Here is a 24,737-nt window from a genome sequence, read left to right as displayed (position 1 = left end):
CCGCTTTGCGCGCTGCAACCGGAACTAGAACTCCGCGCCTTCGACCAGGAAGCGCAGCCGCCGCACGCCTTGCCACTCGTCGGCATCGAGCCGGAACGCCAGCATCACCTTGGGCGGCAGGGGCTCGGTATGGCTGAACCAGATTGCGTCGATCGGCTGCCCCTGGTGCCTGAGCTTGAGCGACAGGTGCTTCTCGCCCACCAGGCGCTGCGACACCACTTCCACCTCTTCGCTGAAGGTCGGCGGCGCGAAGCCCTGGCCCCACACCTCCTTGTGCAGCGTGTCGACCAGGTCGATGCGCATGTACTCGCGCGCGATCGGCCCGTCGGTCTCCAGCTGCCGCGTGAGCGCCGAGGCCGCCAGCCATTCGCCCGCCACCTGCGCCAGGCCCTGCTCGAAGGTCTTGAAGTGCTCGCGCGCCACCGTGCAGCCCGCGGCCATCGCGTGGCCGCCGAAGCGCAGCAGCACGCCCGGGTGGCGCTTGGCCACCAGGTCGAGCGCGTCGCGCAGGTGAAAGCCCGGAATCGACCGGCCCGATCCCTTGAGCTCGTGCTCCTTGCCCGGCGCACCGCTCGCGGCAAAGACGAAGGTGGGGCGGTGAAAACGGTCCTTGATGCGCGAGGCCACGATGCCGACCACGCCTTCGTGGAAGTTGGCGTCGAACACGCTGATGGCCGGCGGCGGGGCTTCGATGCCTTCACCATCCGCGGCGAACAGCGACTCGGCCAGCAGCAGCGCCTGGTCGCGCATGCCGCCTTCGATGTCGCGCCGCTCGCGGTTGATGCCGTCGAGCATGCGCGCCAGCTCTTCGGCGCGGCCCGCGTCGTCGGTCAGCAGGCATTCGATGCCCAGCGTCATGTCGGCCAGCCGGCCGGCCGCGTTGATGCGCGGGCCCAGGGCAAAGCCGAAGTCGAAGGTGGTGGCGGCGGACGCCGTGCGGCCCGCGGCCTTGAAGAGCGCGGCCACGCCGGCCGGCATCGAGCCCGCGCGGATGCGGCGCAGGCCCTGCGCCACCAGGCGGCGGTTGTTGGCGTCGAGCTTCACCACGTCCGCGACCGTTCCCAAAGCCACCAGCGGCAGCAGCGCATCGAGCTTCGGTTGCGTGGCCACGTCGAACACGCCGCGCTTGCGCAGCTCCGAGCGCAGCGCGAGCAGCACGTAGAACATCACGCCGACGCCGGCGATGCTCTTGCTTTCGAAGTCGCAGCCCGGCTGGTTGGGGTTGACCAGCACGTCGGCCACGGGCAGCTCGGGGCCGGGCAGGTGGTGGTCGGTCACCAGCACCTGCAGGCCGCGCGCCTTGGCGGCGGCCACGCCGTCGACGCTGGCAATGCCGTTGTCCACGGTGATGAGCATGTCGGCGCCGCTGTCGGCCACGCGTTCGGCAATGGGCGGCGTGAGGCCGTAGCCGTCGACCACGCGGTCGGGCACGAGGTAGCTCACGTGCCTGGCGCCCAGCAGGCGCAGGCCGCGCACGCCGACCGCGCAGGCGGTGGCGCCGTCGCAGTCGTAGTCGGCCACGATGCACAGGCGCTTGTCCTGCGCGATGGCGTCGGCCAGCAGCACGGCGGCGGCCTGCGTGCCGCGCAAGGTGTCGGGCGGCAGCAGGCGCGCGAGGCCGTCGTCGAGCTCGTCCTTGGCGCGCACGCCGCGTGCCGCGAACAGGCGCGCCAGCAGGGGGTGCACGCCCGCCTGCTCCAGTGCCCAGACGGTGCGCGGCGGGATCTCTCTAGCTATGATTTTCATAGCGATTCCAGCACGACCGACGCGCGTTTGCGGTCGAAAAGGCTCCTGGCCCAGCGTGCCAGGCCGCGCGGCTGCACGGTGTAGCGCTGCGCGGCGCGGTCGCCGCACAGCGTGAGCGCCACGTCGGCGCCGCGCGTGTAGTCGGCCAGCAGCATGGCAACGGGGCCGGCGTCCAGCGCCTGCCACGCTTGTGCCCAGCCGGCGCCGTCGTCGCGCAGCGAGGCCACGCGCAGCGCGTCGCTCACCTCGGGCGCGGGGCCGGTCGGCGACGGTGTTTCTTTCAGCGCGCCGGTGCCGCTGAGCCAGAATGAGTTGATGGGCGGCACGCCGCGCGCGGCGCGGTCGTCGTTCACGCGCTCGGTGTACAGCAGCATCTGCATCTCGTTCTGCAGCCGGCGCAGCGAGCGCGCGGCGTCGGCCAGCGGCGACCACTGCGAGATCGGGTAGCCCACCGCGCGGTCGATGGAGGCGGTGGCCAGTCCGTCGAAGATGCGCGCGCGCGCCAGCCAGCGGCCGGGCACGGGAGACGCGTGCAGCGCAATGCCGTCTTCCTCGAAGAAGGGGCGCGCCACGGCCAGCAGCGCCGCCGATTCGGCCGCGTCGATCTCGATGGCGGACGGGTCGCCCAGCGCCACGTCGTCGATGCCGACCTGCCAGTTGCACAGCGTGACGAGGCCCCAGCCTTCGGTGTCGTCCGGCGTGGCGATGCCGAGTTGCCGCGCCTCGAAGGCGGCCCAGGGGATGCAGCCGTCGGCCGCCTGAATGCCGAGCGCCCGCGCCAGCGCGCGTTCGTGCGGCGGCGAGCGCGTGCTGTCGTCCTGGGTGTCGGTGTCGGCGAGGGTCAGTCGCAGCAGCAGGGTTTCGAGGTTGGGCAGCCGCAACGTGGGCAGTGCCGCGCGGCAAGCCGGGGAACCGCGGCCGGCGAAAGGGATCAACAAATGACGTGGGAGGGTTTCGGCCATCTCCCTATTGTCCGGGAAGCCCTGAGGTCATCCGGAATGCCACAATTCCGACCCTATGCGATTTCCCTATGAACTGCAGCTCGGCTGGCGCTACACGCGCGCAGGCCGGGCGACGCGGCGCAACGGCTTCATCTCCTTCATCTCCGGTGTCTCGATGCTTGGCATCGCCCTGGGCGTGGCGGCGCTGATCATTGTGCTCAGTGTGATGAACGGCTTCCAGAAAGAGGTGCGCGACCGCATGCTCGGCGTGGTGTCGCACATCGAGATCTTCTCGCGCGACGGCCAGGCGCTGCAAAGCCTCGACCAGATCATGGCCGCGGCGCGCAAGAACACCGAGGTGTTCGGCGCGGCGCCCTTCATCAGCACGCAGGCGCTCATTGCGCGCGGCGAGGACATGAAGGGCACCATCGTGCGCGGCATCGACCCCAAGCTCGAACCCGAGGTGACCGACATCAACGGCATTGCGTCGAAGGGCACCTTCGACAAGCTGGTGCCGGGCGAGTTCGGCATCGTGCTGGGCGCCGAGCTGGCGCGCTCGCTGTTCGTGCAGCCGGGCGACCAGGTCACGCTGGTGGCACCGGGCGGACAGGTCACGCCGGCCGGCGTGGTGCCGCGGCTGAAGCAGTTCACCGTGGTCGGCACCTTCGACTCGGGCCACTACGAGTACGACTCGGCGCTGGCCATGGTGCACGAGCAGGATGCCGCCAAGGTGTTCCGCCTCGAGGGCCCCACCGGCATCCGCCTGAAGCTGAAGGACCTGAACGAGGCGCGCGACGTGGCCGACCAGCTGGCCGTGAGCCTGCCGGGCGAGTTCCTCATCCGCGACTGGACGCGCCAGAACAAGACATGGTTCGCGGCCGTGCAGGTCGAGAAACGCATGATGTTCATCATCCTCACGCTCATCGTGGCGGTGGCGGCGTTCAACCTGGTCTCCACGCTGGTGATGACCGTGACCGACAAGCGCGCCGACATCGCCATCCTGCGCACGCTGGGCAGCTCGCCGCGCAGCATCATGGCCATCTTCGTGGTGCAGGGCGCGATGGTGGGCGTGATCGGCACGCTGGCCGGGCTGCTGCTGGGGCTGGGCATCGCCTACAACATCGACGTGATCGTGCCCTTCCTGGAGCAGCTGTTCCACGCGAGCTTCCTGCCGAAGGACATCTACCTGATCAGCAAGATGCCGAGCGATCCGCAGCAAAGCGACATCGTGCCGATTGCGATCATTTCCCTGGTGCTGGCCTTCGTCGCCACGCTGTACCCGAGCTGGCGCGCCAGCCGCGTGAACCCGGCCGAGGCCCTGCGCTATGAGTGAAGTTGTTCTGAAGGCCCGTGGACTGACCAAGCGCTTCCACGAGGGCCGGCTCGACCTGACCGTGCTGCACGGCGTCGACCTTGACGTGCACGCAGGCGAAACGCTGGCCATCGTCGGCGCATCGGGTTCGGGCAAGAGCACGTTGCTGCACCTGATGGGCGGACTCGACGCGCCCACGGCGGGCAAGGTCGAGCTGCTCGGCAAGGATATCGCGCATGCGGACGCGGCGGAGCAGGGGCGCTTGCGCAACCAGCACCTGGGCTTCGTCTACCAGTTCCATCATCTGCTGCCCGAGTTCAGCGCGCTGGACAACGTGGCGATGCCGCTGAAGATCCGGCGCGTGGAGCCTGCCACGGCGGCGCAGGCGGCCACGAAGATTCTCCAGAGCGTGGGGCTGGGCGAGCGGCTGCACCACCGGCCGGCCGAGCTGTCGGGCGGCGAGCGCCAGCGCGTGGCGATTGCGCGCGCGCTGGTCACGCAGCCGGCCTGCGTGCTGGCCGACGAACCGACGGGCAACCTCGACCGCAGCACGGCGGACAACGTGTTCGAACTGATGCTGGACCTGGCAAGGCGGCATGGCACGGCGTTCGTGATGGTCACGCACGACCAGGACCTGGCGAAGCGGTGCGATCGGGTGCTGCAGCTGGTGGCCGGGCGCCTGGCCGGCTGATCGAGGTTTTTCTACCTCCCCCCGCTGGGGGAGGGCCGGGGTGGGGACTAGCGGCCTTCAACGCCATGCAGCCTTCGAGGCCGCGCGTGCCCCCATCCCAGCCTTCCCCCAGAGGGGGAAGGAGCCAAACCAGGACGGGAGCGACGTCAGTTCGTCGCGTTGCCTTCTGTTTTTCTCCCTCCCCCGCTGGGGGAGGGCCGGGGTGGGGGCTCGCGGCTTTCAACGCCATGCAGCCTTCGAGGCCGCGCTGCCCCCATCCCAACCTTCCCACAGAGGGGGAAAGCGCTAATTCAAAGGCAGGGCTTCTTCTTCGGTCTGCCGCGCATCCAGCGGCAGCACGCACAACACCTTGCCGCCCAGCGTCAGCACCAGCCCGAGCCGTCCGCCCATCTGCACCACCTGGCAGACCGCGCGGGGCGCGCCCGACCTGGGTGCCATGGCGGCCGGCACCGCGACCGCACGCAGCGGCGGCTGCCGCAGCATCGCGAACAGGGTTTGCGCATCGCAGTCGCTCAGTGCCTGCCGGTACGCCTGGAAGGCCGCTTCCGATCCGGTGTCTTCCCCGCCCCCGTCCCCGTGCTTGTCTTGGCGCAGCCGCAGCAGCGCGCGATGCAATTGCTGCCGGCACGCCGCCTCGGTCTTGCCGCTGGCCTGCGCAATCTCCTTGAAGCTGGCCTCGAAGACTTCGCGCAACAGCACCGCGGCACCATCGGCCGGCGACAGCCTGGCGGCGATCGAGCGCAGCGCCTGTTCGATGGACTCGGCCTGCGCCGCATCGGCTTCCGCCGAAGGTGCTTCGAGCGTGAGCGGATCGGCATCGCGCAGCCAGCGCCGCATCCAGTTGTCGCGCCGCAACCGGTCTACCGCAAGGTTCTGCATCACCGTGGTCAGCCACGCCTGTGCCGAATCGGGCGGCTGCACGTCGCCGGCTTCGAGCGCGCGCAGGTAGGTGTCCTGCACCACGTCCTCTGCTTCGGCCTGCGTGCCCAGCGTGCGCGCCGCCGCGCGAACCAGCCGGGCTCGCAGCGCCGGGAATTGCGAGAGATAGCGTTCATCGAGCATCGGCGCAGCTTGCCACAGCAGGCGCGATGTCACGAAACTGTGGGCTTGTTCGTCAAGACAGTCCAACCACAGGAGCTTTCTTCATGCACCCGATGTTCTCTCTGGAATCCGACGACGACACCAAGCCCGCCGCCACCGCCGAGCCGCGCAACTCCTACCTGGAAGAAAAGGCGTTCAAGTCGCGCACGCTGCTGATCTTCGGCAGCATCACCGACGCCGTGGCGGCCGACGTGACGCGCCGGCTCATCGCGCTGGACGCCGACAGCGCCGACAAGCCCATCGACATCCTCGTGAGCTCGCCGGGCGGTCACCTGGAGTCGGGCGACGCCATCCACGACATCGTGCGTTTCATCAGCGCGCCGGTGAACATGATCGGCACCGGCTGGGTCGGCAGCGCGGCCACGCACCTGTTTCTGGCCGCCCCGCGCGAGCGCCGGGTGTGCCTGCCGAACACGCGCTTCCTCATCCACCAGCCCAGCGGCGGCGCGGGCGGGCAGGCGACCGACATCGCCATCCAGGCGCAGGAAATCATCAAGGCCCGCCTGCGCATCGCGCACGAGATCGCGCGCGAAACCGGCAAGCCGCTGGACGTGGTGCTGGCCGACATCGAGCGCGACCGCTGGCTGTCGGCCGAGGAGGCGGTCGACTACGGGCTGGTCTCGCGCATCATCCAGCGCAAGACCGAGCTGAAGTAGCGGTTACTTCGGCTTGTAGGCCACCACGTCGATCTCGACCTTGGCGTCCACCATCAGGCGCGCCTCGGTGGTCGAGCGCGCCGGCTTGTTCTCGCCGAAGTAGCTCATGTAGATGCGGTTGAAGGCGCCGAAGTCGCGCGCGTCCTGCAGCCAGACGGTGCTCTTGCACACGTCGTCGAGCGTGGCGCCGGCCAGCGCCAGCACGGTCTTGAGGTTTTCCATGACCTGGCGCGTCTGCGCCTCGATGCCGCCCGCCACGATCTCGCCGTTCTTGTCCGCGGGGACCTGGCCCGACACATAGACGAAGTCGCCGGCACGCACGGCCGGGGAGAAAGGGCGCACCTGGCGGTCGGAGGCGAGGGGCGGGGCGCCGAGGTATTCGAGAGGCATGAGGGCTCCTTGAGGGAAGAAATCGGGTGATCGAACAGGAGGGAAACGCGCTGCGAGTATCCCTCCAATCTGAAAATCTATTTCAGAATAACCCCTGAGCAAGGGTTAACACGGATGATTTGGCATGGATAGTGCTTCAGAGTCCGGGCAAGAAAGAAAATTTCTTTCAAAACCCGCCCGTTCGAGGCGCCCGCCCCAAGAAGGAGTCCTCATGCCCCACATCGGTCCAGTCCAGCGTCTTTCGTTGCCCCTGTTGTCCAGGCGCAGCCTGCTGGGCGCCTCCCTGCTCGCGATGCTGTGCGCCGCGCTGCCTTACCAGAGCGCCCGCGCACAGGGCCCGCGCAACTTCGCCACGCTGGCGATGGTGGCCGAGCCGCAGACGCTCGACCCGATGGCTTCGACCGCCGACCTGGTCGGAACCATCATGCAGCACGTTTACGAGACGCTCTACACCTTCGACGCCAAGTGGAACGTGGTGCCGATGCTGGCCGAGGGCATGCCGAAGATCTCTGCCGACGGCAAGACCTACGCCATCACCTTGCGCCGCGGCGTGATGCTGCACAACGGCCGCGAGCTCACCGCCGACGACGTGGTCGCCAGCCTGCAGCGCTGGATGGAGCAGTCGCCGCGCGGCAAGGCGGTGGGCAAGGAAATCGACAGCCTGAAGGCCAAGGGCCCGCTGGCGGTCGAGGTGGTGCTGAAGGAGCCCTATGCACCGCTGCTGTCGCAGCTCGCGCTGCCCAGCGGCATGGCCGCCATCATGGCCAAGGACTCGATCGCCTCGCCGCTGAAGGACTTCGTCGGCACCGGCCCCTACAAGTTCAAGGAGCGCCGCCCCGACCAGTTCGTGCTGCTCACGCGCTTCGACAAGTACGCCGCGCGCAAGGAGCCCGCGAGCGGCTACGGCGGCAAGCGCGAGGCGGCCATCGAGGAGCTGCGCTTCGTGCCCGTGCCCAATGCCAGCACGCGCGTCGAAGGCGCGCTGGCCGGCCAGTACGACTTTGCCGACCTGCTGCCGGTGGAAGCCCTGCCGCGCCTGGAGAAGTCCGGCGGCAAGACGGTGCCGATCATGACGCCCTCGTTCGGCTTCCCGTACCTCGTGCTCAACACCAAGGAAGGCGTGGCCGCCAACCCGGCCCTGCGCCAGGCGATTCAAACCGCGCTGGGCGAAGGCGAGATGCTCGCGGCCGGCTTCGGCGACACGCGCTTCTTCGCGGCCGAGGGCAACCATTTCCCGAAGGGCTCGCCGTTCTATTCGACGGCCGGCAGCGACCAGTACAACCAGCGCAACGCGCCCAAGGCCAAGGAGGCCGCGGCCAAGGCCGGCTACAAGGGCGAGCCCATTCGCGTGCTCACCAGCCGGCAGTACGACTTTCACTACAACATGTCGCTGCTGATGGCCGAGCAGTTGAAGCGCGCCGGCTTCAAGGTCGACCTGAACGTGGTCGACTGGGCCACGCTGGTGCAGCGCCGCAACGACTCCAAGCTGTGGGACATCTACGTGACCCATTCGGGCCAGTTCCCCGAGCCCATGCTCTCGCCGCCGCAGCTCGGCGACGGCGCGCCCGGCTGGTGGGACACGCCCGCCAAGAAGGCGGCGCTGCAGGCCTTCAACGTCGAGAGCGACCCGGCCAAGCGCGGCGCGCTGTGGGGCAAGGTGCAGCAGGTGGTCTACGAGGAGGTGCCGTACATCAACGTGGGCAAGTTCAACGGCCTGTCGGCCAGGAGCCCGGCGCTGGACAACTACACGCCCGCCACCTGGCCGTTCTTCTGGAACGCGAAGATCAAGTAAGCCCGCAAGGACCCCCGCCATGCCATCGCGTCGCCAACTTCTGCAAGCCAGCGCACTGGCCTCCGGCCTCGGAGCCTTGGGCCTCACGTCCACTTCCGTCCGGGCCGCAACGTCCGGCCCGGTCTACGCCTACGTCGGCACCTACAGCGACGGCGGCAAGCCGTGGCGCGGCGGGCGCGGGCTGGGCGTGCACGAGTTCGTGCTCGACGGCGCGACCGGCGCGCTCAAGCCCATTCCCGGCGCGCCGGCGGCGGTGGCCGCCACGGGCGAGGGCGCGAAGCTGCGCAATCCCGCATCGCTCGCGCGACACCCGAAGCTGCCGATGCTTTACGCGGCCAACGAGTTCGAGGCCGGCTCGGTCTCGGCTTTTCGTATCGGTGCCGACGGCGCCCTGTCGTTCGTGTCCGAGACGCCCTGCGGCGGCAAGGACCCGGCCTACATCAGCGTGCACCCCGACGGCCGCTTCCTCTTCACCGCCAACTACGCGAGCGGCGACGTCAGCGTGATCGCGCTGCGCGCCGACGGCACGCCCGACGCCGGCGCCGCCGCCGTGGTCTACAAGGACATCGAGGCCTGCGGCGCCGGTACGCCCTGCAAGCCCGGCGCCGACGTGGTGCCCGCCGCCGCCCGCTCGCACGAAGGCTTCGCCACCAGCGACCACGACGGCCCGCATGCGCACATGGTGCATGCCGACCCGAAGGGCAACTTCGTGCTGGTGGCCGACCTGGGGCTGGACCGCGTCATCTCCTACCGCTTCGACCGCATCACCGGCGTGCTGAGCCAGCCGAGCACCGTGGCCGTGTCCGAGAGCTCGGGCGCGCGGCACTTCGTCTTTCACCCGAACGGCAAGTGGCTGTACCTGGTGAACGAAGAGGCCTCGACCATCGCCTTCATGCGCTACGACAACGCAACGGGCGTGCTCGCGCTGGTGAGCGAGACCTCGGCGTTGCCGCAGGGCTTCAAGGGCACCAGCTACGCCTCGGGCATTCGCATGCTGCCGGACGGCCAGCACTTCGTGTCGCTCAACCGCCTGCACGATTCGATCTCGCTCTTCAGGATCGACGCGCGCACCGGCGCCCCCGCGCTGGTGCGCGAGGAGTGGACGCGCGGCAACTACCCGCGCAGCTGCACGCTCGACCCGAGCGGCCGCTTCCTCTACGTGTGCCACAACAAGCAGGGCGACAACGTGACGGTGTTCCGCGTGCGCAAGGGCGACATCCGGTTCACCGGCCGGTACGTGGCGGTGGGCAGCGCGTCGGCCATCGAGTTCTCTGCGTGATGAAAAGCGCTCCGCTTCGCTACATCGCCTCGCGCGCGCTCGGCATGCTCGTGGTGCTCGCCCTGGTGGCGGTGATCGTCTTCGTGCTCACGCGCGCGGCCTCGGGCGATCCGGTGTCGGTGCTGCTGGGCGACCAGGCCACCGCGGCCGACATCGCCCGCGTGCAGAAGGAATACGGGCTCGACAAACCGCTGCCCGTGCAGTTCGGCTACTGGCTGCGCGAGGTGCTGCAGGGCAACCTCGGCACCTCCATCTTCCTGCAGCGCCCGGTCACGCAGGCGCTGTGGGAGCGCGCCGAGCCGACCACGCTGCTGGCGCTGATGGCGGTGGCCATCGCGGCGCTCATCGGCGTGCCCTGCGGCATCGTCTCCGCCGTGTTCCGCGGGCGCGTGGTCGACCAGCTGTTCACCGGCATCGCGATGCTGGGCGCCAGCATTCCGAGCTTCTGGCTCGGCATCGTGCTGATCCAGATCTTCGCGTTGTCCTTCGGGTGGTTCCCCGTATCAGGCTACGGCGCGCCCGACGCGCCGCTGGCCGAGCGGCTGCATGCGCTGGTGCTGCCGGCCGCGGTGCTGGGCCTGCTGAACTCGGCGCTCATCATCCGCTTCACGCGCGCCTCGATGCTCGACGTGCTGGGCGAAGACTACGTGCGCACCGCGCGCTCCAAGGGCCTGAGCGAAAGCACCGTGGTGCTGAAGCACGCGCTGCGCAACGCGCTGGTGCCCATCGTCACGGTGATCGGCCTCACGGTGGCGCTGATGATCGGCGGCGCCGTCATCACCGAGACGGTGTTCGGCCTGCCGGGCGTGGGCAACCTCGTGGTCAGCGCCGTGCTGCGGCGCGACTACCCGGTCATTCAAGGTGCGCTGCTCGTGATTGCGGCGATCTACGTGCTGATCAACTTTTCCATCGACCTGCTCTACGCCGTCGTCGATCCGCGCGTGAAGGTCTGAGGAAAGAAAAATGCAAATGCCTCGCATGCTCCGCCAGCTGATGCATCGCCGCATCGTGATGGTCTCCGCCCTGGTGCTGCTGGTGATCGCCATCCTGGCGATCGGCGCGCCGGTCTTCGCCTCCATGGACCCCAACGACACGGCGGTGCTCGACCGCCTGAAGCCGCCGAGCGCCGCGCACCTGCTGGGCACCGACGAACTGGGCCGCGACATGTATTCGCGCATCGTGCACGGCGCGCGCTACTCGCTGGCCATCGCGGCGCTCACCGCGCTCGGTGCCGTCATTGCAGGCACCGCGCTGGGCCTGATGGCCGGCTTCTTCCGCCGGCTCGACACGCCGCTGATGCGCGTGGTCGACGCGATGATGTCCTTTCCCGACATCCTGCTGGCCATTGCGCTGGTGGCCATCCTCGGGCCCTCGCTGCTCAACACGGTGCTGGCGCTGGTGCTGGTCTACACGCCGCGCGTGGCGCGGGTGGTGCGGGCCTCGACGCTGGTGGTGCGCGAGCTGCTCTTCGTGGAAGCGGTACGCGCGCTGGGCGTGCGCACCTCGCGCATCCTGTGGCGGCACATCCTGCCGAACCTGATGTCGCCGATCCTGGTGCAGGTGTCGTTCATCTTTGCCTACGCCATCCTGGCGGAGGCGGGGCTGTCGTTCCTCGGCGTCGGCGTGCCGCCCGAGATCCCGACCTGGGGCACCATGGTCGCGGGCAGCCAGCAGTACGCGCACCAGGCCTTCTGGGTGGTTCTGTTCCCGGGCCTGGCCATCATCTTCACGGCGCTGTCGCTCCAGTTGCTGGGCGACGGCGTACGAGATTTGCTCGACCCGAAACTGAAGAAGACCTCGTGATGACGACCACAACCCCACGTCTCACGGTCAGCAACCTGAGCACCAGCTTTCCCACCGAAGACGGCCTCGTGCGTTCGGTGGCCGACGTGAGCTTTTCGATCCAGCCCGGCAAGACGACCGCGCTGGTGGGCGAGTCGGGCTCGGGCAAGTCGGTGACCAGCCTCACGCTGATGCGCCTCTTGCCCAAGACGGCCAACGCGCAGGTCAGCGGCAGCGCCTCGTTCGTCACGCGCGAAGGCAAGACGCTCGACCTGCTGCAGATCGGCGAACGCGAGATGCGCTCGCTGCGCGGCAACCAGCTGTCGATGATCTTCCAGGAACCGATGACCAGCCTGAACCCGGTGTTCACCATCGGCGAGCAGATTGCCGAGAGCGTGCGCCTGCACAAGGGGCTCGACCGCAAGGCGGCCATGGCGCATGCGCTGCGCATGCTGGAGCTGGTGGAGATTCCGGCCGCCGCGCAACGCATCCACGAGTACCCGCACCAGCTGTCGGGCGGCATGCGCCAGCGCGTGATGATCGCGCTGGCCATGGCCTGCGACCCGACGCTGCTGATCGCCGACGAGCCCACCACCGCACTGGACGTGACCATCCAGGCGCAGATCCTCGAACTCATGCGCCGGCTGCAGGCCGAGACGGGCATGAGCATCCTGTTCATCACGCACAACCTCGGTGTGGTCGCGCACCATGCGGACGACGTGGTGGTGCTGTATGCGGGCCGCGTGGTCGAGAGCGCGCCCGTGCGGCCGCTGTTCGCGCAGCCGGAGCATCCGTACACGCAAGGGCTGCTGGCCTGCCTGCCAGGCAAGGCGCGCCTGCCGGGACAGCCCCGCCCCAAGCGCCTGTTCGCGATTCGCGGGCAGGTGTCGAGCCCGCTGGCGCCGCCGCCGGGTTGCGCCTTCGAGCCGCGCTGCGACCTGGCGCTGCCCGAATGCAGCGCGGCCATGCCGCCGCTGATCGAAACGCACCATGGCCGCGAGGCGCGCTGCGTGCGCGTGCAGCCGGCGCAACCGTTGCCGAGAGTCGCATGACAAGCGCGCTGCCTGGCGTGTTGCTCCTTCCCCTTCCGGGGGAAGGCTGGGATGGGGGCAAGCGGCGTTCGTTCGGCGCAGTGCTTCATCCAGTGCCGTCGTGCCCCCACCCCAACCCTCCCCCAAAGGGGGAGGGAGCCAGTACAACATCCCCATGACCACCGCCGCCCCCCTCATCGAAGTCCGCGGACTCAAGAAATACTTCGGCAGCGGCGACCGTCCGGTGCGCGCGGTCGACGACGTGTCGTTCGCCATCCAGCCCGGCGAAACGCTGGGCCTGGTCGGCGAATCGGGCTCGGGCAAGAGCACCATCGGGCGCACCGTGCTGCGCCTGCTAGAACGCACCAGCGGCCAGGTGCTCTACCGCGGCGAAGACATCGGCGCGCTGTCGGGCGAGCGCATGCGCAAGCTGCGCAGCAAGCTGCAGATCATCTTCCAGGACCCGTACGCCAGCCTGAACCCGAAGATGCGCATCAGCGCCATCCTCGGCGAGGCGCTGTCCACGCACGGCCTGCACAAGGGCGCGGCCGCGCGCGACAAGCGCATCGCCGAGCTGCTCGAAACCGTGGGCCTGCGCGCCGAGCATGCGAGCCGCTTTCCGCACGAGTTCTCGGGCGGGCAGCGCCAGCGCATCGGCGTGGCGCGCGCGCTGGCCGTGGAGCCCGAGTTCATCGTGGCCGACGAGCCGCTGTCGGCGCTCGACGTGTCCATCCAGTCGCAGGTCATCAACCTGCTGGCCGACCTGCGCGAGCGGCTGGGCCTGACGATGCTCTTCATCTCGCACGACCTCGACGTGGTCGAGTACCTGTGCGACCGCGTGGTGGTGCTGTACCTGGGCAAGGTGATGGAAGTGGCCACCACCGACGAGCTGTTCGCGCGCCCCTCGCACCCCTACACGCAGGCCTTGCTGGCCGCCAGCCCGAAGCCCGACCCCGAGGTGGCGACCGAGCGCATCGCGCTGAAGGGCGACATTCCCAGCCCCATCTCGCCGCCCTCGGGCTGCGTGTTCCGCACGCGCTGCCCGCATGCCATCGAGGCCTGCGCGCAGACCGTGCCGCCGCTCGACGAAATTTCCACCGGACACTACAGCGCCTGCATCCGCAAGGAACTGCTCTCCAACATCACCGCATGACCATGACCGACAAAGCCGCCGCCGCCGACGCCATCGCCTCCGACTTCAACGACCCGCTTCTGAGCGACCGCTTCAAGGGCTACCCGCGCACCCAGGCGCCGCGCCGCCGCAGCGAAGTCGGTGCCGCCGGCTGGAACGTGCTGGCCGGCGACCTGCCGCTGCCGCTGGCCGTGCTCAAGCGCGAGGCGCTCGAACACAACCTGGCGTGGATGCAGGCGCGCGTGCGCGAGTGGGGCATCGACCTGGCGCCGCACGGCAAGACGACCATGTCGCCGCAACTGTTCCAGCGCCAGCTCGACGCGGGCGCCTGGGGCCTGACCTTCGCCACCGTCACGCAGCTGGCCGTGGGCGTGGCGGCCGGCGCGCGCCGCACGCTCATCGCCAACCAGGTGGTGAGCGACGAAGACCTGGGCGGCATCCAGCTGCTGCTGCGCGCGAACGCCGGCCTGCGCATCGTGTTCCTGGTCGATTCGCTCGCGCAGCTGGCCTTGATCGAGGACTGGGCGACCCGCCATGCCGGCAGCGTGCCCTTCGAGGTGATGCTGGAGATCGGCGTCGAAGGCGCGCGCACCGGTTGCCGCACGCATGAGGAAGCCATTGCGCTCGCCACGCGGCTGCGCGCCAGCGACGCCACCCGGCTCGTCGGGATCGAGACCTACGAAGGGCAGGGCGCCACCGGTGCCAGCGAGCCCGACGCGGCCTATGCGAAGACGCTGATGGACCGCGTGGAAGCCGTGGCGCGCCATTGCGACACGCACTCGCTCTTCGAGACCGACGAAGTGCTGGTCTCCGCCGGTGGCTCGGCCATCTTCGACCTGGTGGCCGGCCGCCTGAAGCCCGCGCTCGGCGCACCGGTGCGCGGCCTGCTGCGCTCGGGCTGCTACGTCACGCACGACCACGGCTTCTACAAGCGCATGGTGAGCGCGGTCGACGAGCGCCTGGGCTGCGGCTGCGGCGAAAGCCTGGTGCCCGCCATGGAGGTGTGGGCCACCGTGCAGTCGCGCCCCGAACCGGGCCTGGCGATTCTTGCGGTCGGCAAGCGCGACATCTCCTTCGACCTGTCGCTGCCCGTGCCCATCGCGCGCGCGGCCCGCGGCGCGCTCGAAGCGCAAGCGGTGCCCGCCGGCTGGAAGATCACCGCGCTGAACGACCAGCACGCCTACCTGCGCTGGGACGCGGGCGAGGAAGCGCAGGCCCCCGTGGTCGGCGAGCGCGTCGGCCTGGGCATTTCGCACCCCTGCACCACCTTCGACAAATGGCACTGGATGCCCGTGGTCGAAGAGAACTACCGCGTGAGCGACGCCGTCGCCATGCACTTCTGAATCCGCACCGATGACGCCCTCCCTGCTCCAGAAAATCGCCGAGCTGCGCAGCAGCGCCCCGGCCACGCGGCGCGCGATTCTCGACCTGATCCTCGAAGACCCCGACCGCGCGCTCGAAGAAAGCTTCGAGCAGCTGGCCGAGCGCTCGCGCAGCTCGGTGCCGACCATCATGCGCACCTGCCGCGACCTGGGCTTTGCCGGGCTGCGCGAGTTCAAGCTCGCGCTGGCGCAGGAACTGGCGCTGGGCGGCTCGCCGCTGCACCGCCGCGTGAACATCGAGGATGCGGCCGACGAGGTGGTGGGCAAGATCGCGCGCAGCGCGGCGGCGTCGGTCTCGGGTGTGCGCGGACAGCTCGACATGCAGGTGCTCGAAGGTGCCGTGGCGGCCATTGCGGCGGCGCCGCACGTGGACATCTACGGCGCGGGCGCCACCTCGTGGTTCATGGCCAACGACCTGCAGGCACGGCTGTTCCGGCTCGGCCTGTCGGCCAACGCCTGGGCCGACTACCACCTGCAGCAGGTGGCCGGTGCGGCGCAGCGCCGGGGTGGCGTGGTCATCGCCATCTCGCACGTGGGCGGCATGCCGTCGCTGCTCGACGCGGTGGACATCGCGCGCGGGCAGGGTGCCCAGGTGGTCGCGCTCACGCGGCCCGGGACGGCGCTCGCGGCCAAGGCCGACTTTCTGCTCGGCCTGTCGGTGCCCGACGACGCGGTGATGCACGTGGGCATCGACGCCTACCTCACCCACCTCACGGCCATCGAGATCCTCACGGTGCTGGTGGCGCAGCGCCGCGGCGAGCCCGCGGTGCAGCGCCTGCAGCGCGCACGCGAGGCGTTCCAGCGCCACGGCATCGACGCCACCACGCACCCGCTGCAAAGCTGGGACGGCGGCGGCATCAACAGCAAGAAGGCCGCACCATGAACGAGACCGCCAGCAAAGCCATCCTGCTCGAAGCGGGCCTGGTGGTCGACGGCTCGGGCGGGCCGTCGTGGCCGGGCGACGTGCTGCTGCGCGGCGACCGCATCGTCGCGCTGGGCGAAGGCCTGCGCGGGCGGCTGCCCGACGGCCTGGTGCTGGCCGACGTCGACGTGGTCGACTGCCGCGCCAAGGTGATCGCGCCCGGCTTCATCGATGCGCACACGCACGACGACGCCATCGTGCTGCGCGACCCGCTGTGCCTTCCCAAGGTGTCGCAAGGCATCACCACGGTGGTGACGGGCAACTGCGGCATTTCGCTGGCGCCGTACCGCACGCCGCAGTCGAAGCCGCCGCTCACGCTGCTGGGCGCCGAATCGTTCCAGCACGCGACCATGGCCGCGTACCGCGCGGCGGTGGACGCGGCGCAGCCCGCGCTCAACGTGGCCGCGCTCATCGGCCACACCACGCTGCGCTTCGCGACCATGCAGGCACTCGACCGCCCGGCCAGCGCCGACGAACTCGCGCGCATGGCGGCGCTGCTCGACAGCTGCATGGCCGACGGCGCGCACGGCATGTCCTCGGGCCTGTTCTACGAAGAGGCGTTTGCGGCGCCCGCGGAAGAGGTCACCGCGCTGGCCCGCGTGGTGGCGCGCCACGGCGGTGTGTATGCCACGCACCTGCGCAGCGAGATGCAGCAGATCATCGAGGCGCTGCACGAGGCCGGCGACTCGGCCTTTGCGGCCGGCGTGCCGCTCGTCATTTCGCACCACAAGTGCGCCGGCCCCGCCAACTGGGGCCGCACCAGGGAAACCCTGCCGCTGATAGAAACACTAGCGCAGCGCCAGCAGATCGCGATGGATGTCTACCCCTACGTGGCCGGCTCCACCGTGCTGCGCGAGGACCTGGTGGACGGCGTGATCGACGTGCTGCTCACCTGGTCCGACCCGCACCCGGAGATGACCGGTCGCCTCGTTTCCGACATCGCGCGCGAGTGGGGCATCATCGAGCAGGAGGCCTGCCTGCGCCTGAAGCCCGGCGGCGCCTGCTACTTCCAGATGCAGGAGGAAGACGTGGAGCGCGTCATCGCGCACCCGCTCACCATGATCGGCAGCGACGGCCTGCCGCACGACCGCCATCCGCATCCGCGCCTTTGGGGTGCCTTTCCGCGTGTTCTGGCGCGCTACTGGCGCCAACGCCGCCTTTTCACGCTGGAGCAGGCCGTGCACAAGATGACCGGCATGACCGCGCGCAACCTGCGCATTGCCGACCGCGGCCTGCTGCGGGCCAACGCCATGGCCGACGTGGTGGTGTTCGACCCCGAGACCATCGCCGACACCGCCACCTACGACCGCCCGCATGGCGTGAGCCTGGGTGTGGAGCGGGTGTTCGTGAACGGCGTGCTGGCCTACCGCGGCGGCGAGGCCGAAGCGCGGGTGCTCGCTCGGGCGGGCCGGATGCTGACGCGCGGCGCCTGAAAGACCGCGACGTCAGGCTGGTTGCTGGCCCTGCTGGTCGAGCGACGGGCCTAAGCTATCTGAAAGTACTAACAGTACGATAGAAAATGCGTCACACTGGCGCCAGATGGGCGGACCTCTACGTGACAGGAGCGACCATGGACAAGGACGCGAACAGCCTCGGAGCCGACTACGAACAGTGGCAAAAGCTCACGGACGACTACGAAAAGGCGCTCGACGCATTGGCTCGCGGCGAGACCGGTGCACGTGAACACGCGATTGCTCTTTCCTTGGCGCTGCGGCGTCTGTACCCCGTACAGAACGTCAGCACTGTGAATTAAATGCTTCGCCTGCTGGAGCGTTACGGACAGAATCGCTATCGTCGATTGATTTTCTATCTCGATGAGGGCATAGCCTCTTGGCTGTGAGCATTCATCAACTTATTCGCGAAGGTCGAAAACGTCTCGGGATGAGCGAGCAACAGTTTGCTGACGCCGTCGGAGTGAGCCGTGGTGCCGTACAACAATGGGAAAAGGCCGGCGGAACCGCACCGAAGCGAAGCAACCAGCCGCGCGTCGCCGAGCTGTTGGGTGTCTCGCTGGCCGAGCTGGTCTCCGGCGGCACCAACATCAGCCCGGGCTTCGACATGCGCGCTGAGGTGCCGCTGGTGTCCGAAGTCGAGGCGGGCAACTACACCGTCATTGACAACTTCAAGCCCAAGGGCCGGTTCGAAACCGTGCCCGTCACGGTGCCGATCAAGCGCCACACCTATGCGCTGCGCGTGCACGGCGACAGCATGGTGAGCGAGACCGGCGACTCGTTTCCCGATGGCTCGCTGGTCATCGTCGAGCCCGAGATGGCAGCCTTGCCGGGCGACTACGTGATCGCCATGAACGACACGAACGAAACCACCTTCAAGCAGCTCATCCGTGACGGCGGCGACCTCTATCTCAAGCCGCTCAACACGCGCTATCCCATCAAGCTGCTCGGCAACGCCACCGTGATCGGCGTGGTGCGCGAGTTCACCAAGCGCTTTCGGTAGGCGCTTTTCATTTATTTCCAGATAGATTTGCCTGCGGGCCGATGAATTTGCTATCGGTGTCCGCGATCCGGCGGCAGGCCGTCATGGGTCTGTCACCTCGGGTTCACAGAATCGGGCCGCCTGCGGGGGTGGCGGGCCACGCCTGCACGGGCGGCGAGACTTCCTCCTGACGTTCAGCCCGGCGAAGCCTCTTCTTCCCCCTGCGCCTGGAACATCCGCGTGAAGTCGCAGCATTCCTGCGCCAGCATCACGATGGACGAGGTCAGCGCGCTGCGGTGCTCGCCCTTGTGCATGGCCACGTACCGCACCACGGGCAGGGCAGGCGTCACCTCGATCACCGCGAGCATGCCCGCATCGACCATCGGCGACAGGCATTCGCGCGGCAGGTAGCTCACGCCCAGGCCCGACACCGTGAGCCCGGTGAGCGCCACCAGGTTGCTCACCACGATCACGTTGGCCGGCTGCACGCCTTGCTCCTTCATCCACGCGTCGTAGGCACGCCCGGTGCCCGAGTTGTTGCCCTGCACCAGCATGCGGTGGCGCGCCAGCTCGTGCAGCCGAACGCTGCCGCTGGCCGACGCCGCAGGCACCACGCCGGGCTTGCACATCCACGCGCTGCGCACCTGCCCGATGACCGTGTGCGGCAGGCGCGACTCGGCGAAGGTGTCAGGCACGATGACCAGGTCGAGCTCGTCGGCCAGCAGCTTGTCGCGCAGCTGCAGGCTGTCGTCCACGTCGGGCTCCAGGATCACCTTGGGGTAGTGCTGCTGGATCAGCCCCACCAGCCGCGGCAGCCAGGTCATGGCGGTGAGCTCGGTCACGCCGATGCGGATGCGCCGCTCCACCACGCCGGGCTTGCCGAACTGCTCGACCGCGGCGTCGCGCTGCGCCAGCAGCTTCTGCGCGAGCACGAACATCTCCTCGCCCTTCTCGGTGAGCCGCGCGGTGCGCTGGCTGCGGTCGAACAGCGCGGTGTCGAACAGCAGCTCCAGCTCGTGCACCCGCTTGGACACCGCGGACTGCGAGGTGTGCAGCTGGTTCGCCGCCTGCGCAAAGCCGCCCAACTGGCCGATCCAGTAGAGGGCTTCGAGTTGCTTGAAAGTCATCACGGTGCGGCACTCCGGCTGAAAGAACGCTTTTAGTCATGTGATTCGATCACAAAAAATCGCTTTTGGAAATTCATCCAGAGGCAGAAGATGCGGCCAAGCCACCCTCATCCACCCTCCGTCCACTCTCTTCGACCCTTCAAGGAACCCCCGATGACCTTCAAGAAACTTCCCCTCGCGCTCTGTTTCGGCCTGGTCTTCGCCTGCGGGGCGGCCAGCGCCCAGGACGGCGGCACGCTGCAGAAGATCAAGGAGAGCGGCACGATCCAGATCGGCGCGCGTGACAGCCAGATTCCGTTCTCGTACAAGCTCAGCGCCGACAGCGCGCCCATCGGCTTCACCAACGACATCTGCCTGAAGATCGTCGACGCGGTGAAGGCCAAGCTCGGCCTGCCGAAACTCGAGGTGCGCTACACCATGCTCAACTCGACCAACCGCATTCCGCTGCTGCAGAACGGCACGGTCGACCTCGACTGCGCCACCACCACCAACACCACCCAGCGCCAGGCGCAGGTCGACTTCGCGCCCAGCCACTTCGTGACCAACATCACCGCCGCGGTGAAGAAGGCCTCGGGCATCAATTCGCTGGCCGACCTGAACGGCAAGAACGTGGCCACTGTCTCGGGCAGCACCTCGATCCAGCTGCTGCGCGGCGCGCGCAAGAACGGCACCATCGAAGTCAACGAGATCGCCGGCAAGGACACCTCCGACGGCTTCCTGCTGCTGTCCACCGGCCGCGCCGACGCCTACGTGCTCGACGACGTGCAGCTCGCCGGCATGGTCGCCAGTGCCACCAACCCCGGCGAATACAAGCTGCTGAAGGAGTCGCTGCGCCAGGAGCCCTACGGCATCATGCTGCGCAAGGACGACCCGCAGTTCAAGGCGCTGGTGGACGAGACCGTCACCGGCCTCATGAAGTCGGGCGCCATCGAGCAGCTGTACACCAAGTGGTTCCTCTCGCCGATTCCGCCGAAGAACGCGAACCTGAACTTCCCCATGTCCGACGCGGTGCGCGAGATCTACAAGAACCCCAACAACAAGGGCGTCTGAACGATGGCTTCCCCGCACGCACAACACCCCCATGGCCTGGCCTTTTCCGATGCGCTGATGCGCGAGGTGCAGCAGCGCTTTCTCGGCGTGGACCATGACCACCACGGCCGCGAGCGCCTGTACTTCGACAACGCCGGCGGATCGTTCCGCCTGAAGGCGGCGGTCGAGCGCTTCGCGCAGGTCGACGCCATTCCCGACAACGCCGAGCGCATCCACGCCACGGCCGTCGAGCTGCAGGACATCCAGGCCCGGGGCAGCGACGACCTGCGCACCATCCTGAATGCGAAGGGCGGCAGCGTGTACGCCTCGCTCACCGCCTCTGGCGCGATGTTCGACATGGTGCGCGCCATTGCCGAGAACGTGCCGGGCACGAACATGGTCACCACCGTGCTCGAGCATCCCTCGGCCTTCGACGCGATGAGCCTCTATGCCCAGCGCCTGGGCCGCGAGCTGCGCGTGGCGCAGAGCAACCCCGTCACCGGCGGCGTCGACGTGGAAGAGATCGTGCGGCTGGTCGACAAGGACACCTGCCTGCTCAACGTGATCTACGCGTCGAACATCTCCGGTGCCAAGCTCGACATGGAGGAGATCGTGCGCCGCGCGCGCGCCATCAAGCCCGACCTGTACATCGTGGTGGACGCTGTGCAGCATGCGCCGCACGGCCTCATCGACCTGCAGAAGACGCCGGTGGACGGCGTCAACATCGCGCCCTACAAGTTCTTCGGCTGCCGGGGCTCGGGCTTGTCATGGATGTCCGAGCGCGCGGCCGTGCTGCCGCACCACAAGCTGGCCGCCAAGAAGCCCGACTACTGGGACCTGGGCAGCTCGGCGCCGTGGCAGTTCGCGGTGCTGACCGAAATCGTCGACTACGTGTGCTGGCTGGGTGGTCACTTCACGGATGCCACCGACCGCCGCACCCTGTTCGTCGCGGGCATCACCCACATCGAGCTGCACGAGCGCGCGCTGCTCGCCGTGCTGCTCGACGGCAACGCCAATGCGACCGGCATGCGCGAGATGCGCGGCGTCGAGGTGTTCCTCGACCACGAAGACCTGACCCGGCGCGACCTGATCCTGGGCATCGGCTTCGACCACATCGACTGCACGCAGGCCGTCGTGGAATACGGCAAGCGCGGTGTGACGGTGTACGAGCGCGTGGCCACCAGCCTGTATTCGAAGCGCATGCTCGAATCCTTCGGCCTGGCGGGCACCGTGCGGGTGTCGCCGCTGCATTGCAACTCGGTGGCGGACATGGAGAAGTTCCTGCGCATCACGCAGGAGATCGCGGCTCAGCAGGGGCAGTAGCGCGGTGTTGTCCGCACGGTCATCCAGCGTAGCTCCATGAAGGCGCCCGCGGCCGCAAGACCGCCGAAGCGCCCGTAGCCTTCTTGCGCTGTCGAGCGCGGTGCTGGCGAAGGGCGGTGTGGCATTCTTGGACATGGCCAACCGCGCATACCTGTTCAACACCTCCGTCCCTGTCTGCGATCGCATCCACCTGCATGAGGCATCTGCGCGTGACGGATCGCCTTATGCGGCAGTGGCCGAAGGTGCCAATCAGATCCCGGCGATCTGGTTCTTCTGCTTTCGCAGGGAGGACCTGATTCCCGCAACCCTGACCTTCAGGCATGGGGCCGGCGTCGTGCACCAACAGATTCTTCTGCCATGCGTACCCGTCGAGAACGCGGTGCGCAACCTGGTCGCGGCCCGCGCGTTGCTTGATGCATTCGTCGGAGACCGGTCGCGGGTCGAGGACTATTGGCAAGCCGCCGTCGATGCGTTGCGCGGGCTCTCGCTGCCATATCTCGCCATGGACCCTACGGAAGTTTTTCTGCTCAACGATCCAGAGGAAGAGGCGCTTACTTTCGTGAAAGCCTTTGAAGGTGGCGAAGCAGCATTCGAGGCCGTCAGGTTGCTGTCGTTCTATGAAAGGGACCAGGCACCGTATACGTACAAGGAGTTCATGTCGGGGGTCGTGCTGGACCATGCGGTTCGACGGCGCAACTCCGCAGCGCTCCTCGGGGGCTTCGTCACCGCACCTGAAGCCCCTGTCGATGCTGTGCCGATGCCGATGCCGATGCCGATGCCGATGCCGATGCCGAACGTGGCTCGACCCGATTTCACCCGCGCGTCCGTGCCGTCCATCGCGATGACGCATGCGCCTGCATCCGTTTCTTTCGATACGGCCGCCATTGCGGCTTCCGTCCGGCGGGCTTTCAGGCCGCATGGCGCGCACGAGACAAAGGGCGACGCCAAGCCGAAGCCGTGGTGGAAGATCTGGTAAGGGCCGAACCGGGCGTTCTCGCTCACTGCACCGCGTCGTCCACGCTCCACGGCGCATACACGTCCGCATGCAGGTCGGGCGAATTCACCTTGGCCAGCAGGTCCCGCACGTCGTCTTTCACACGCGCCAGCGACAGGCGCGCGCCGCGCACGCGCACGTAGGCCGCGAAGTCGCACAGCGCCTCGATGCTGGTGGCGTCGAGGTCGGGCGACTCCTCCAGGCTCAGCACCATGCGCTGCAGGCCCGGCATCGCATCGACGCGCGCACGGATCGACGCGAACACCGCATCCGCATTGCCGAAGAACAGCGGCACCTCGGGCCGCGCGATCAGCGTGTGCGGCGGCACCACGGCCTCGGGGTGGCGGGCCGTGTCGACGTAGTCGTGGCTCTGGCCCAGCCGGCCGAGCCAGCTCACCGTGGTGCGCGAGAAGCCGCGCAGCAACAGCAACAGGCTCACGCCGATGGCGGCCAGCAGCCCGTCGAGCACGCCCAGCAGCAGCACGGCGGCCACCGCCACGAGTGCCACCAGCCGGTCGCGCCGCCACTGGAAGTAGGGCCGCAGCGCGGCCGGGTTCAGCGTGTGGCTCACCGCATGGATCACGATGGCGGCCAGCAGCGGCTCGGGCGTGTGCGCGATCCACGGCAGCAGCGTGAGCACCGCCACCAGCACCACCAGCCCCGCGACGATGCCCGCCGCGCGGCTCTGCGCCCCGGCCGACTCGTTGGCCGAGGTGGCCGAATAACCCGCGCCCACCGGCATGCCCTGGAACAGCGCCGAGAGCAGGTTGGCGCCGCCCAGCGCCAGCAGGTCGCGGTTGGCCGACACGTTGTCGCCGTGGCGCAGCGCGAAGGTGCGGATCGACCCGTACGACTCGGCGTACAGGATCAGCGCCATCGCGAAGGCCAGGCCGCCCAGGTTCTGCCACTGCGCGCGGTCGAGCACGGGCACGCGCGGGTGCGAGAAGTCCAGCGAGATGGTTCCCACCGCCGCCACGCCCCAGGCCTGGCACAGCCCGCTCACGTCGAGCGCGATGCCGCCCGCGATCACCAGCAGCGCGGCCGGCACCGCGCGCCAGCGCGCGAGACCCCGCAGCAAGGCGAGCGCGACCAGCGCCATGGCCGCGCCGGCCAGGTTCCAGTGCCGCCACTCGCCCAGCAGCCCGCCGGCGAGCCGGAAGAAGTCGCTGTGCGCCGGCTGCACCGCCAGCACCTTGGGCAATTGCTTCACCACGATGGTCAACGCCAGCCCGAGCGCGAAGCCGCGCAGCACCGGCTTCGCGATGAGGCTGGAAACCGCGCCGAGCTTCGCGACACCCGCGACGACGAAGAACAGGCCCGCCAGCAGCACGATGCCCGCGCCCATCGCGAGCCGCGTGGCGGCATCCACGCCCGTGACCGACATCGTGGCCGCGAACAGCACCGCGGCCGACGACGAGGTGGCCGAGACGATCGCGAAGCGGCTGCTGCCGAAGAGGCCGTAGACCAGCAGGCCCGCGAACAGCGCGATCACGCCGGCCTGCGGCGGCAGGCCCGCGATGCTGGCGTACGCCACGGCCTCGGGCAGCAGCAGGCCCGCGATGGACACGCCCGCCACGAGGTCGGCGAGACCGGGGCGGCGGGAGGCGGTGCTTCTCGGCGGGATTGGCGGGATTGGCGGGATGGGCGTGGCGGGCGGCGTGGCTGCAGTCATGA

At 68.7% G+C, this 24,737-nt stretch carries 23 protein-coding genes; 17 read left to right on the top strand and 6 right to left on the bottom strand.

Annotated elements, in window-relative coordinates:
• Positions 1-24 precede the first annotated feature (24 nt).
• Both recJ and AC0IYU_RS12405 read right to left on the bottom strand, forming a co-directional pair.
• Positions 25-1,746 carry a single-stranded-DNA-specific exonuclease RecJ gene (gene recJ, locus AC0IYU_RS12410; RefSeq protein ID WP_472117035.1) on the bottom strand — a complete coding sequence of 574 codons (1,722 nt, stop codon included), beginning with the start codon at positions 1,744-1,746 and terminating at the stop codon, positions 25-27.
• Entirely contained in the window at positions 1,743-2,708 is a 966-nt protein-coding gene (locus AC0IYU_RS12405) for a hypothetical protein (RefSeq protein WP_472117033.1), read from the bottom strand. Before AC0IYU_RS12405 ends, recJ begins: the two co-directional genes overlap by 4 nt.
• A 55-nt stretch (positions 2,709-2,763) precedes the next feature.
• Here AC0IYU_RS12405 and AC0IYU_RS12400 point away from each other — a divergent pair, with 55 nt between their 5' ends.
• Positions 2,764-4,020 (top strand): lipoprotein-releasing ABC transporter permease subunit, encoded by a 1,257-nt coding sequence (locus AC0IYU_RS12400; RefSeq protein WP_472117030.1) that lies wholly within the window; start codon positions 2,764-2,766, stop codon positions 4,018-4,020.
• Positions 4,013-4,690 (top strand): lipoprotein-releasing ABC transporter ATP-binding protein LolD, encoded by a 678-nt coding sequence (lolD, locus tag AC0IYU_RS12395; RefSeq protein WP_472117027.1) that lies wholly within the window; start codon positions 4,013-4,015, stop codon positions 4,688-4,690. Before AC0IYU_RS12400 ends, lolD begins: the two co-directional genes overlap by 8 nt.
• A 285-nt stretch (positions 4,691-4,975) precedes the next feature.
• Here lolD and AC0IYU_RS12390 read toward each other — a convergent pair whose 3' ends face one another.
• The gene (locus tag AC0IYU_RS12390) at positions 4,976-5,785 is read right to left on the bottom strand and encodes a sigma-70 family RNA polymerase sigma factor (RefSeq protein WP_472117025.1); all 810 of its coding nucleotides are present in this window, start codon (positions 5,783-5,785) and stop codon (positions 4,976-4,978) included.
• A 50-nt stretch (positions 5,786-5,835) separates the two neighbouring features.
• Between AC0IYU_RS12390 and AC0IYU_RS12385 the strand changes: the two genes are divergently transcribed.
• Positions 5,836-6,447 (top strand): ATP-dependent Clp protease proteolytic subunit, encoded by a 612-nt coding sequence (locus AC0IYU_RS12385; RefSeq protein ID WP_472117022.1) that lies wholly within the window; start codon positions 5,836-5,838, stop codon positions 6,445-6,447.
• Positions 6,448-6,450: 3 nt separating this feature from the next.
• Here the strand turns inward: AC0IYU_RS12385 and AC0IYU_RS12380 are convergent, their stop codons facing one another.
• The gene (locus AC0IYU_RS12380) at positions 6,451-6,837 is read right to left on the bottom strand and encodes a RidA family protein (protein ID WP_472117019.1); all 387 of its coding nucleotides are present in this window, start codon (positions 6,835-6,837) and stop codon (positions 6,451-6,453) included.
• A 211-nt stretch (positions 6,838-7,048) separates the two neighbouring features.
• Between AC0IYU_RS12380 and AC0IYU_RS12375 the strand changes: the two genes are divergently transcribed.
• The 11 genes from AC0IYU_RS12375 (at position 7,049) to AC0IYU_RS12325 (ending at position 18,611) form a co-directional block, all read left to right on the top strand.
• A complete protein-coding gene (locus AC0IYU_RS12375; RefSeq protein WP_472117016.1) occupies positions 7,049-8,629 on the top strand; it encodes an ABC transporter substrate-binding protein in 1,581 nt (526 codons plus the stop codon).
• A 19-nt stretch (positions 8,630-8,648) separates the two neighbouring features.
• A complete protein-coding gene (locus AC0IYU_RS12370; RefSeq protein WP_472117013.1) occupies positions 8,649-9,908 on the top strand; it encodes a lactonase family protein in 1,260 nt (419 codons plus the stop codon).
• Entirely contained in the window at positions 9,908-10,861 is a 954-nt protein-coding gene (locus AC0IYU_RS12365; protein WP_472117010.1) for an ABC transporter permease, read from the top strand. The genes AC0IYU_RS12370 and AC0IYU_RS12365 overlap by 1 nt, the downstream gene beginning before the upstream one ends.
• 10 nt (positions 10,862-10,871) lie before the next feature.
• Positions 10,872-11,711 (top strand): ABC transporter permease, encoded by an 840-nt coding sequence (locus AC0IYU_RS12360; protein ID WP_435493888.1) that lies wholly within the window; start codon positions 10,872-10,874, stop codon positions 11,709-11,711.
• The gene (locus AC0IYU_RS12355; RefSeq protein ID WP_472117006.1) at positions 11,711-12,742 is read left to right on the top strand and encodes an ABC transporter ATP-binding protein; all 1,032 of its coding nucleotides are present in this window, start codon (positions 11,711-11,713) and stop codon (positions 12,740-12,742) included. The genes AC0IYU_RS12360 and AC0IYU_RS12355 overlap by 1 nt, the downstream gene beginning before the upstream one ends.
• Before the next feature lie 154 nt (positions 12,743-12,896).
• A complete protein-coding gene (locus tag AC0IYU_RS12350; RefSeq protein WP_472117003.1) occupies positions 12,897-13,874 on the top strand; it encodes an ABC transporter ATP-binding protein in 978 nt (325 codons plus the stop codon).
• The gene (locus tag AC0IYU_RS12345; protein ID WP_472117000.1) at positions 13,871-15,196 is read left to right on the top strand and encodes an amino acid deaminase; all 1,326 of its coding nucleotides are present in this window, start codon (positions 13,871-13,873) and stop codon (positions 15,194-15,196) included. Before AC0IYU_RS12350 ends, AC0IYU_RS12345 begins: the two co-directional genes overlap by 4 nt.
• 10 nt (positions 15,197-15,206) lie before the next feature.
• Positions 15,207-16,118: a MurR/RpiR family transcriptional regulator gene (locus AC0IYU_RS12340; protein WP_435440568.1), complete on the top strand. Its 912-nt coding sequence runs from the start codon at positions 15,207-15,209 to the stop codon at positions 16,116-16,118.
• Entirely contained in the window at positions 16,115-17,590 is a 1,476-nt protein-coding gene (locus AC0IYU_RS12335; RefSeq protein ID WP_472116997.1) for an N-acyl-D-amino-acid deacylase family protein, read from the top strand. The genes AC0IYU_RS12340 and AC0IYU_RS12335 overlap by 4 nt, the downstream gene beginning before the upstream one ends.
• A gap of 137 nt (positions 17,591-17,727) precedes the next feature.
• Complete coding sequence (locus tag AC0IYU_RS12330) at positions 17,728-17,910, top strand: hypothetical protein (RefSeq protein ID WP_435482865.1); 183 nt, start codon at positions 17,728-17,730, stop codon at positions 17,908-17,910.
• 83 nt (positions 17,911-17,993) lie between these two features.
• Entirely contained in the window at positions 17,994-18,611 is a 618-nt protein-coding gene (locus tag AC0IYU_RS12325) for a LexA family protein (protein ID WP_472116994.1), read from the top strand.
• A 173-nt stretch (positions 18,612-18,784) separates the two neighbouring features.
• Here AC0IYU_RS12325 and AC0IYU_RS12320 read toward each other — a convergent pair whose 3' ends face one another.
• Complete coding sequence (locus AC0IYU_RS12320) at positions 18,785-19,717, bottom strand: LysR family transcriptional regulator (protein ID WP_472117446.1); 933 nt, start codon at positions 19,715-19,717, stop codon at positions 18,785-18,787.
• A 153-nt stretch (positions 19,718-19,870) separates the two neighbouring features.
• Here AC0IYU_RS12320 and AC0IYU_RS12315 point away from each other — a divergent pair, with 153 nt between their 5' ends.
• The 3 genes from AC0IYU_RS12315 to AC0IYU_RS12305 all read left to right on the top strand — a co-directional run bounded on the left by AC0IYU_RS12315 (position 19,871) and on the right by AC0IYU_RS12305 (position 23,045).
• A complete protein-coding gene (locus tag AC0IYU_RS12315; RefSeq protein ID WP_472116991.1) occupies positions 19,871-20,767 on the top strand; it encodes a transporter substrate-binding domain-containing protein in 897 nt (298 codons plus the stop codon).
• Positions 20,768-20,770: 3 nt separating this feature from the next.
• Positions 20,771-22,069 carry an aminotransferase class V-fold PLP-dependent enzyme gene (locus tag AC0IYU_RS12310; RefSeq protein ID WP_472116989.1) on the top strand — a complete coding sequence of 433 codons (1,299 nt, stop codon included), beginning with the start codon at positions 20,771-20,773 and terminating at the stop codon, positions 22,067-22,069.
• A gap of 133 nt (positions 22,070-22,202) precedes the next feature.
• Complete coding sequence (locus AC0IYU_RS12305) at positions 22,203-23,045, top strand: hypothetical protein (protein WP_472116986.1); 843 nt, start codon at positions 22,203-22,205, stop codon at positions 23,043-23,045.
• Between the two features lie 22 nt (positions 23,046-23,067).
• On the opposite strand, the gene AC0IYU_RS12300 is transcribed toward AC0IYU_RS12305, so the two are convergent.
• Positions 23,068-24,735, bottom strand: coding sequence for a SulP family inorganic anion transporter (locus AC0IYU_RS12300; protein WP_472116983.1), 1,668 nt, complete (start codon positions 24,733-24,735; stop codon positions 23,068-23,070).
• Positions 24,736-24,737 lie beyond the last annotated feature (2 nt).

It is taken from the genome of Variovorax sp. AC103 (genome assembly GCF_979254005.1).
Note: the sequence above shows the minus strand (reverse complement) of the source record. Positions and strands in the feature narration are given on the sequence as shown.

Coding starts and splice junctions, on each gene's coding strand:
- AC0IYU_RS12310 (WP_472116989.1), top strand. CDS start 20,771: ATGGCTTCCCCGCACGCACAACACCCCCATGGCCTGGCCTTTTCCGAT.
- AC0IYU_RS12330 (WP_435482865.1), top strand. CDS start 17,728: ATGGACAAGGACGCGAACAGCCTCGGAGCCGACTACGAACAGTGGCAA.
- AC0IYU_RS12345 (WP_472117000.1), top strand. CDS start 13,871: ATGACCATGACCGACAAAGCCGCCGCCGCCGACGCCATCGCCTCCGAC.
- AC0IYU_RS12320 (WP_472117446.1), bottom strand. CDS start 19,717: ATGACTTTCAAGCAACTCGAAGCCCTCTACTGGATCGGCCAGTTGGGC.
- AC0IYU_RS12385 (WP_472117022.1), top strand. CDS start 5,836: ATGCACCCGATGTTCTCTCTGGAATCCGACGACGACACCAAGCCCGCC.
- AC0IYU_RS12360 (WP_435493888.1), top strand. CDS start 10,872: ATGCAAATGCCTCGCATGCTCCGCCAGCTGATGCATCGCCGCATCGTG.
- AC0IYU_RS12370 (WP_472117013.1), top strand. CDS start 8,649: ATGCCATCGCGTCGCCAACTTCTGCAAGCCAGCGCACTGGCCTCCGGC.
- AC0IYU_RS12315 (WP_472116991.1), top strand. CDS start 19,871: ATGACCTTCAAGAAACTTCCCCTCGCGCTCTGTTTCGGCCTGGTCTTC.
- AC0IYU_RS12380 (WP_472117019.1), bottom strand. CDS start 6,837: ATGCCTCTCGAATACCTCGGCGCCCCGCCCCTCGCCTCCGACCGCCAG.
- AC0IYU_RS12375 (WP_472117016.1), top strand. CDS start 7,049: ATGCCCCACATCGGTCCAGTCCAGCGTCTTTCGTTGCCCCTGTTGTCC.
- AC0IYU_RS12335 (WP_472116997.1), top strand. CDS start 16,115: ATGAACGAGACCGCCAGCAAAGCCATCCTGCTCGAAGCGGGCCTGGTG.
- AC0IYU_RS12400 (WP_472117030.1), top strand. CDS start 2,764: ATGCGATTTCCCTATGAACTGCAGCTCGGCTGGCGCTACACGCGCGCA.
- AC0IYU_RS12350 (WP_472117003.1), top strand. CDS start 12,897: ATGACCACCGCCGCCCCCCTCATCGAAGTCCGCGGACTCAAGAAATAC.
- AC0IYU_RS12405 (WP_472117033.1), bottom strand. CDS start 2,708: ATGGCCGAAACCCTCCCACGTCATTTGTTGATCCCTTTCGCCGGCCGC.
- AC0IYU_RS12340 (WP_435440568.1), top strand. CDS start 15,207: ATGACGCCCTCCCTGCTCCAGAAAATCGCCGAGCTGCGCAGCAGCGCC.
- recJ (WP_472117035.1), bottom strand. CDS start 1,746: ATGAAAATCATAGCTAGAGAGATCCCGCCGCGCACCGTCTGGGCACTG.
- AC0IYU_RS12305 (WP_472116986.1), top strand. CDS start 22,203: ATGGCCAACCGCGCATACCTGTTCAACACCTCCGTCCCTGTCTGCGAT.
- AC0IYU_RS12355 (WP_472117006.1), top strand. CDS start 11,711: ATGACGACCACAACCCCACGTCTCACGGTCAGCAACCTGAGCACCAGC.
- lolD (WP_472117027.1), top strand. CDS start 4,013: ATGAGTGAAGTTGTTCTGAAGGCCCGTGGACTGACCAAGCGCTTCCAC.
- AC0IYU_RS12365 (WP_472117010.1), top strand. CDS start 9,908: ATGAAAAGCGCTCCGCTTCGCTACATCGCCTCGCGCGCGCTCGGCATG.
- AC0IYU_RS12300 (WP_472116983.1), bottom strand. CDS start 24,735: ATGACTGCAGCCACGCCGCCCGCCACGCCCATCCCGCCAATCCCGCCA.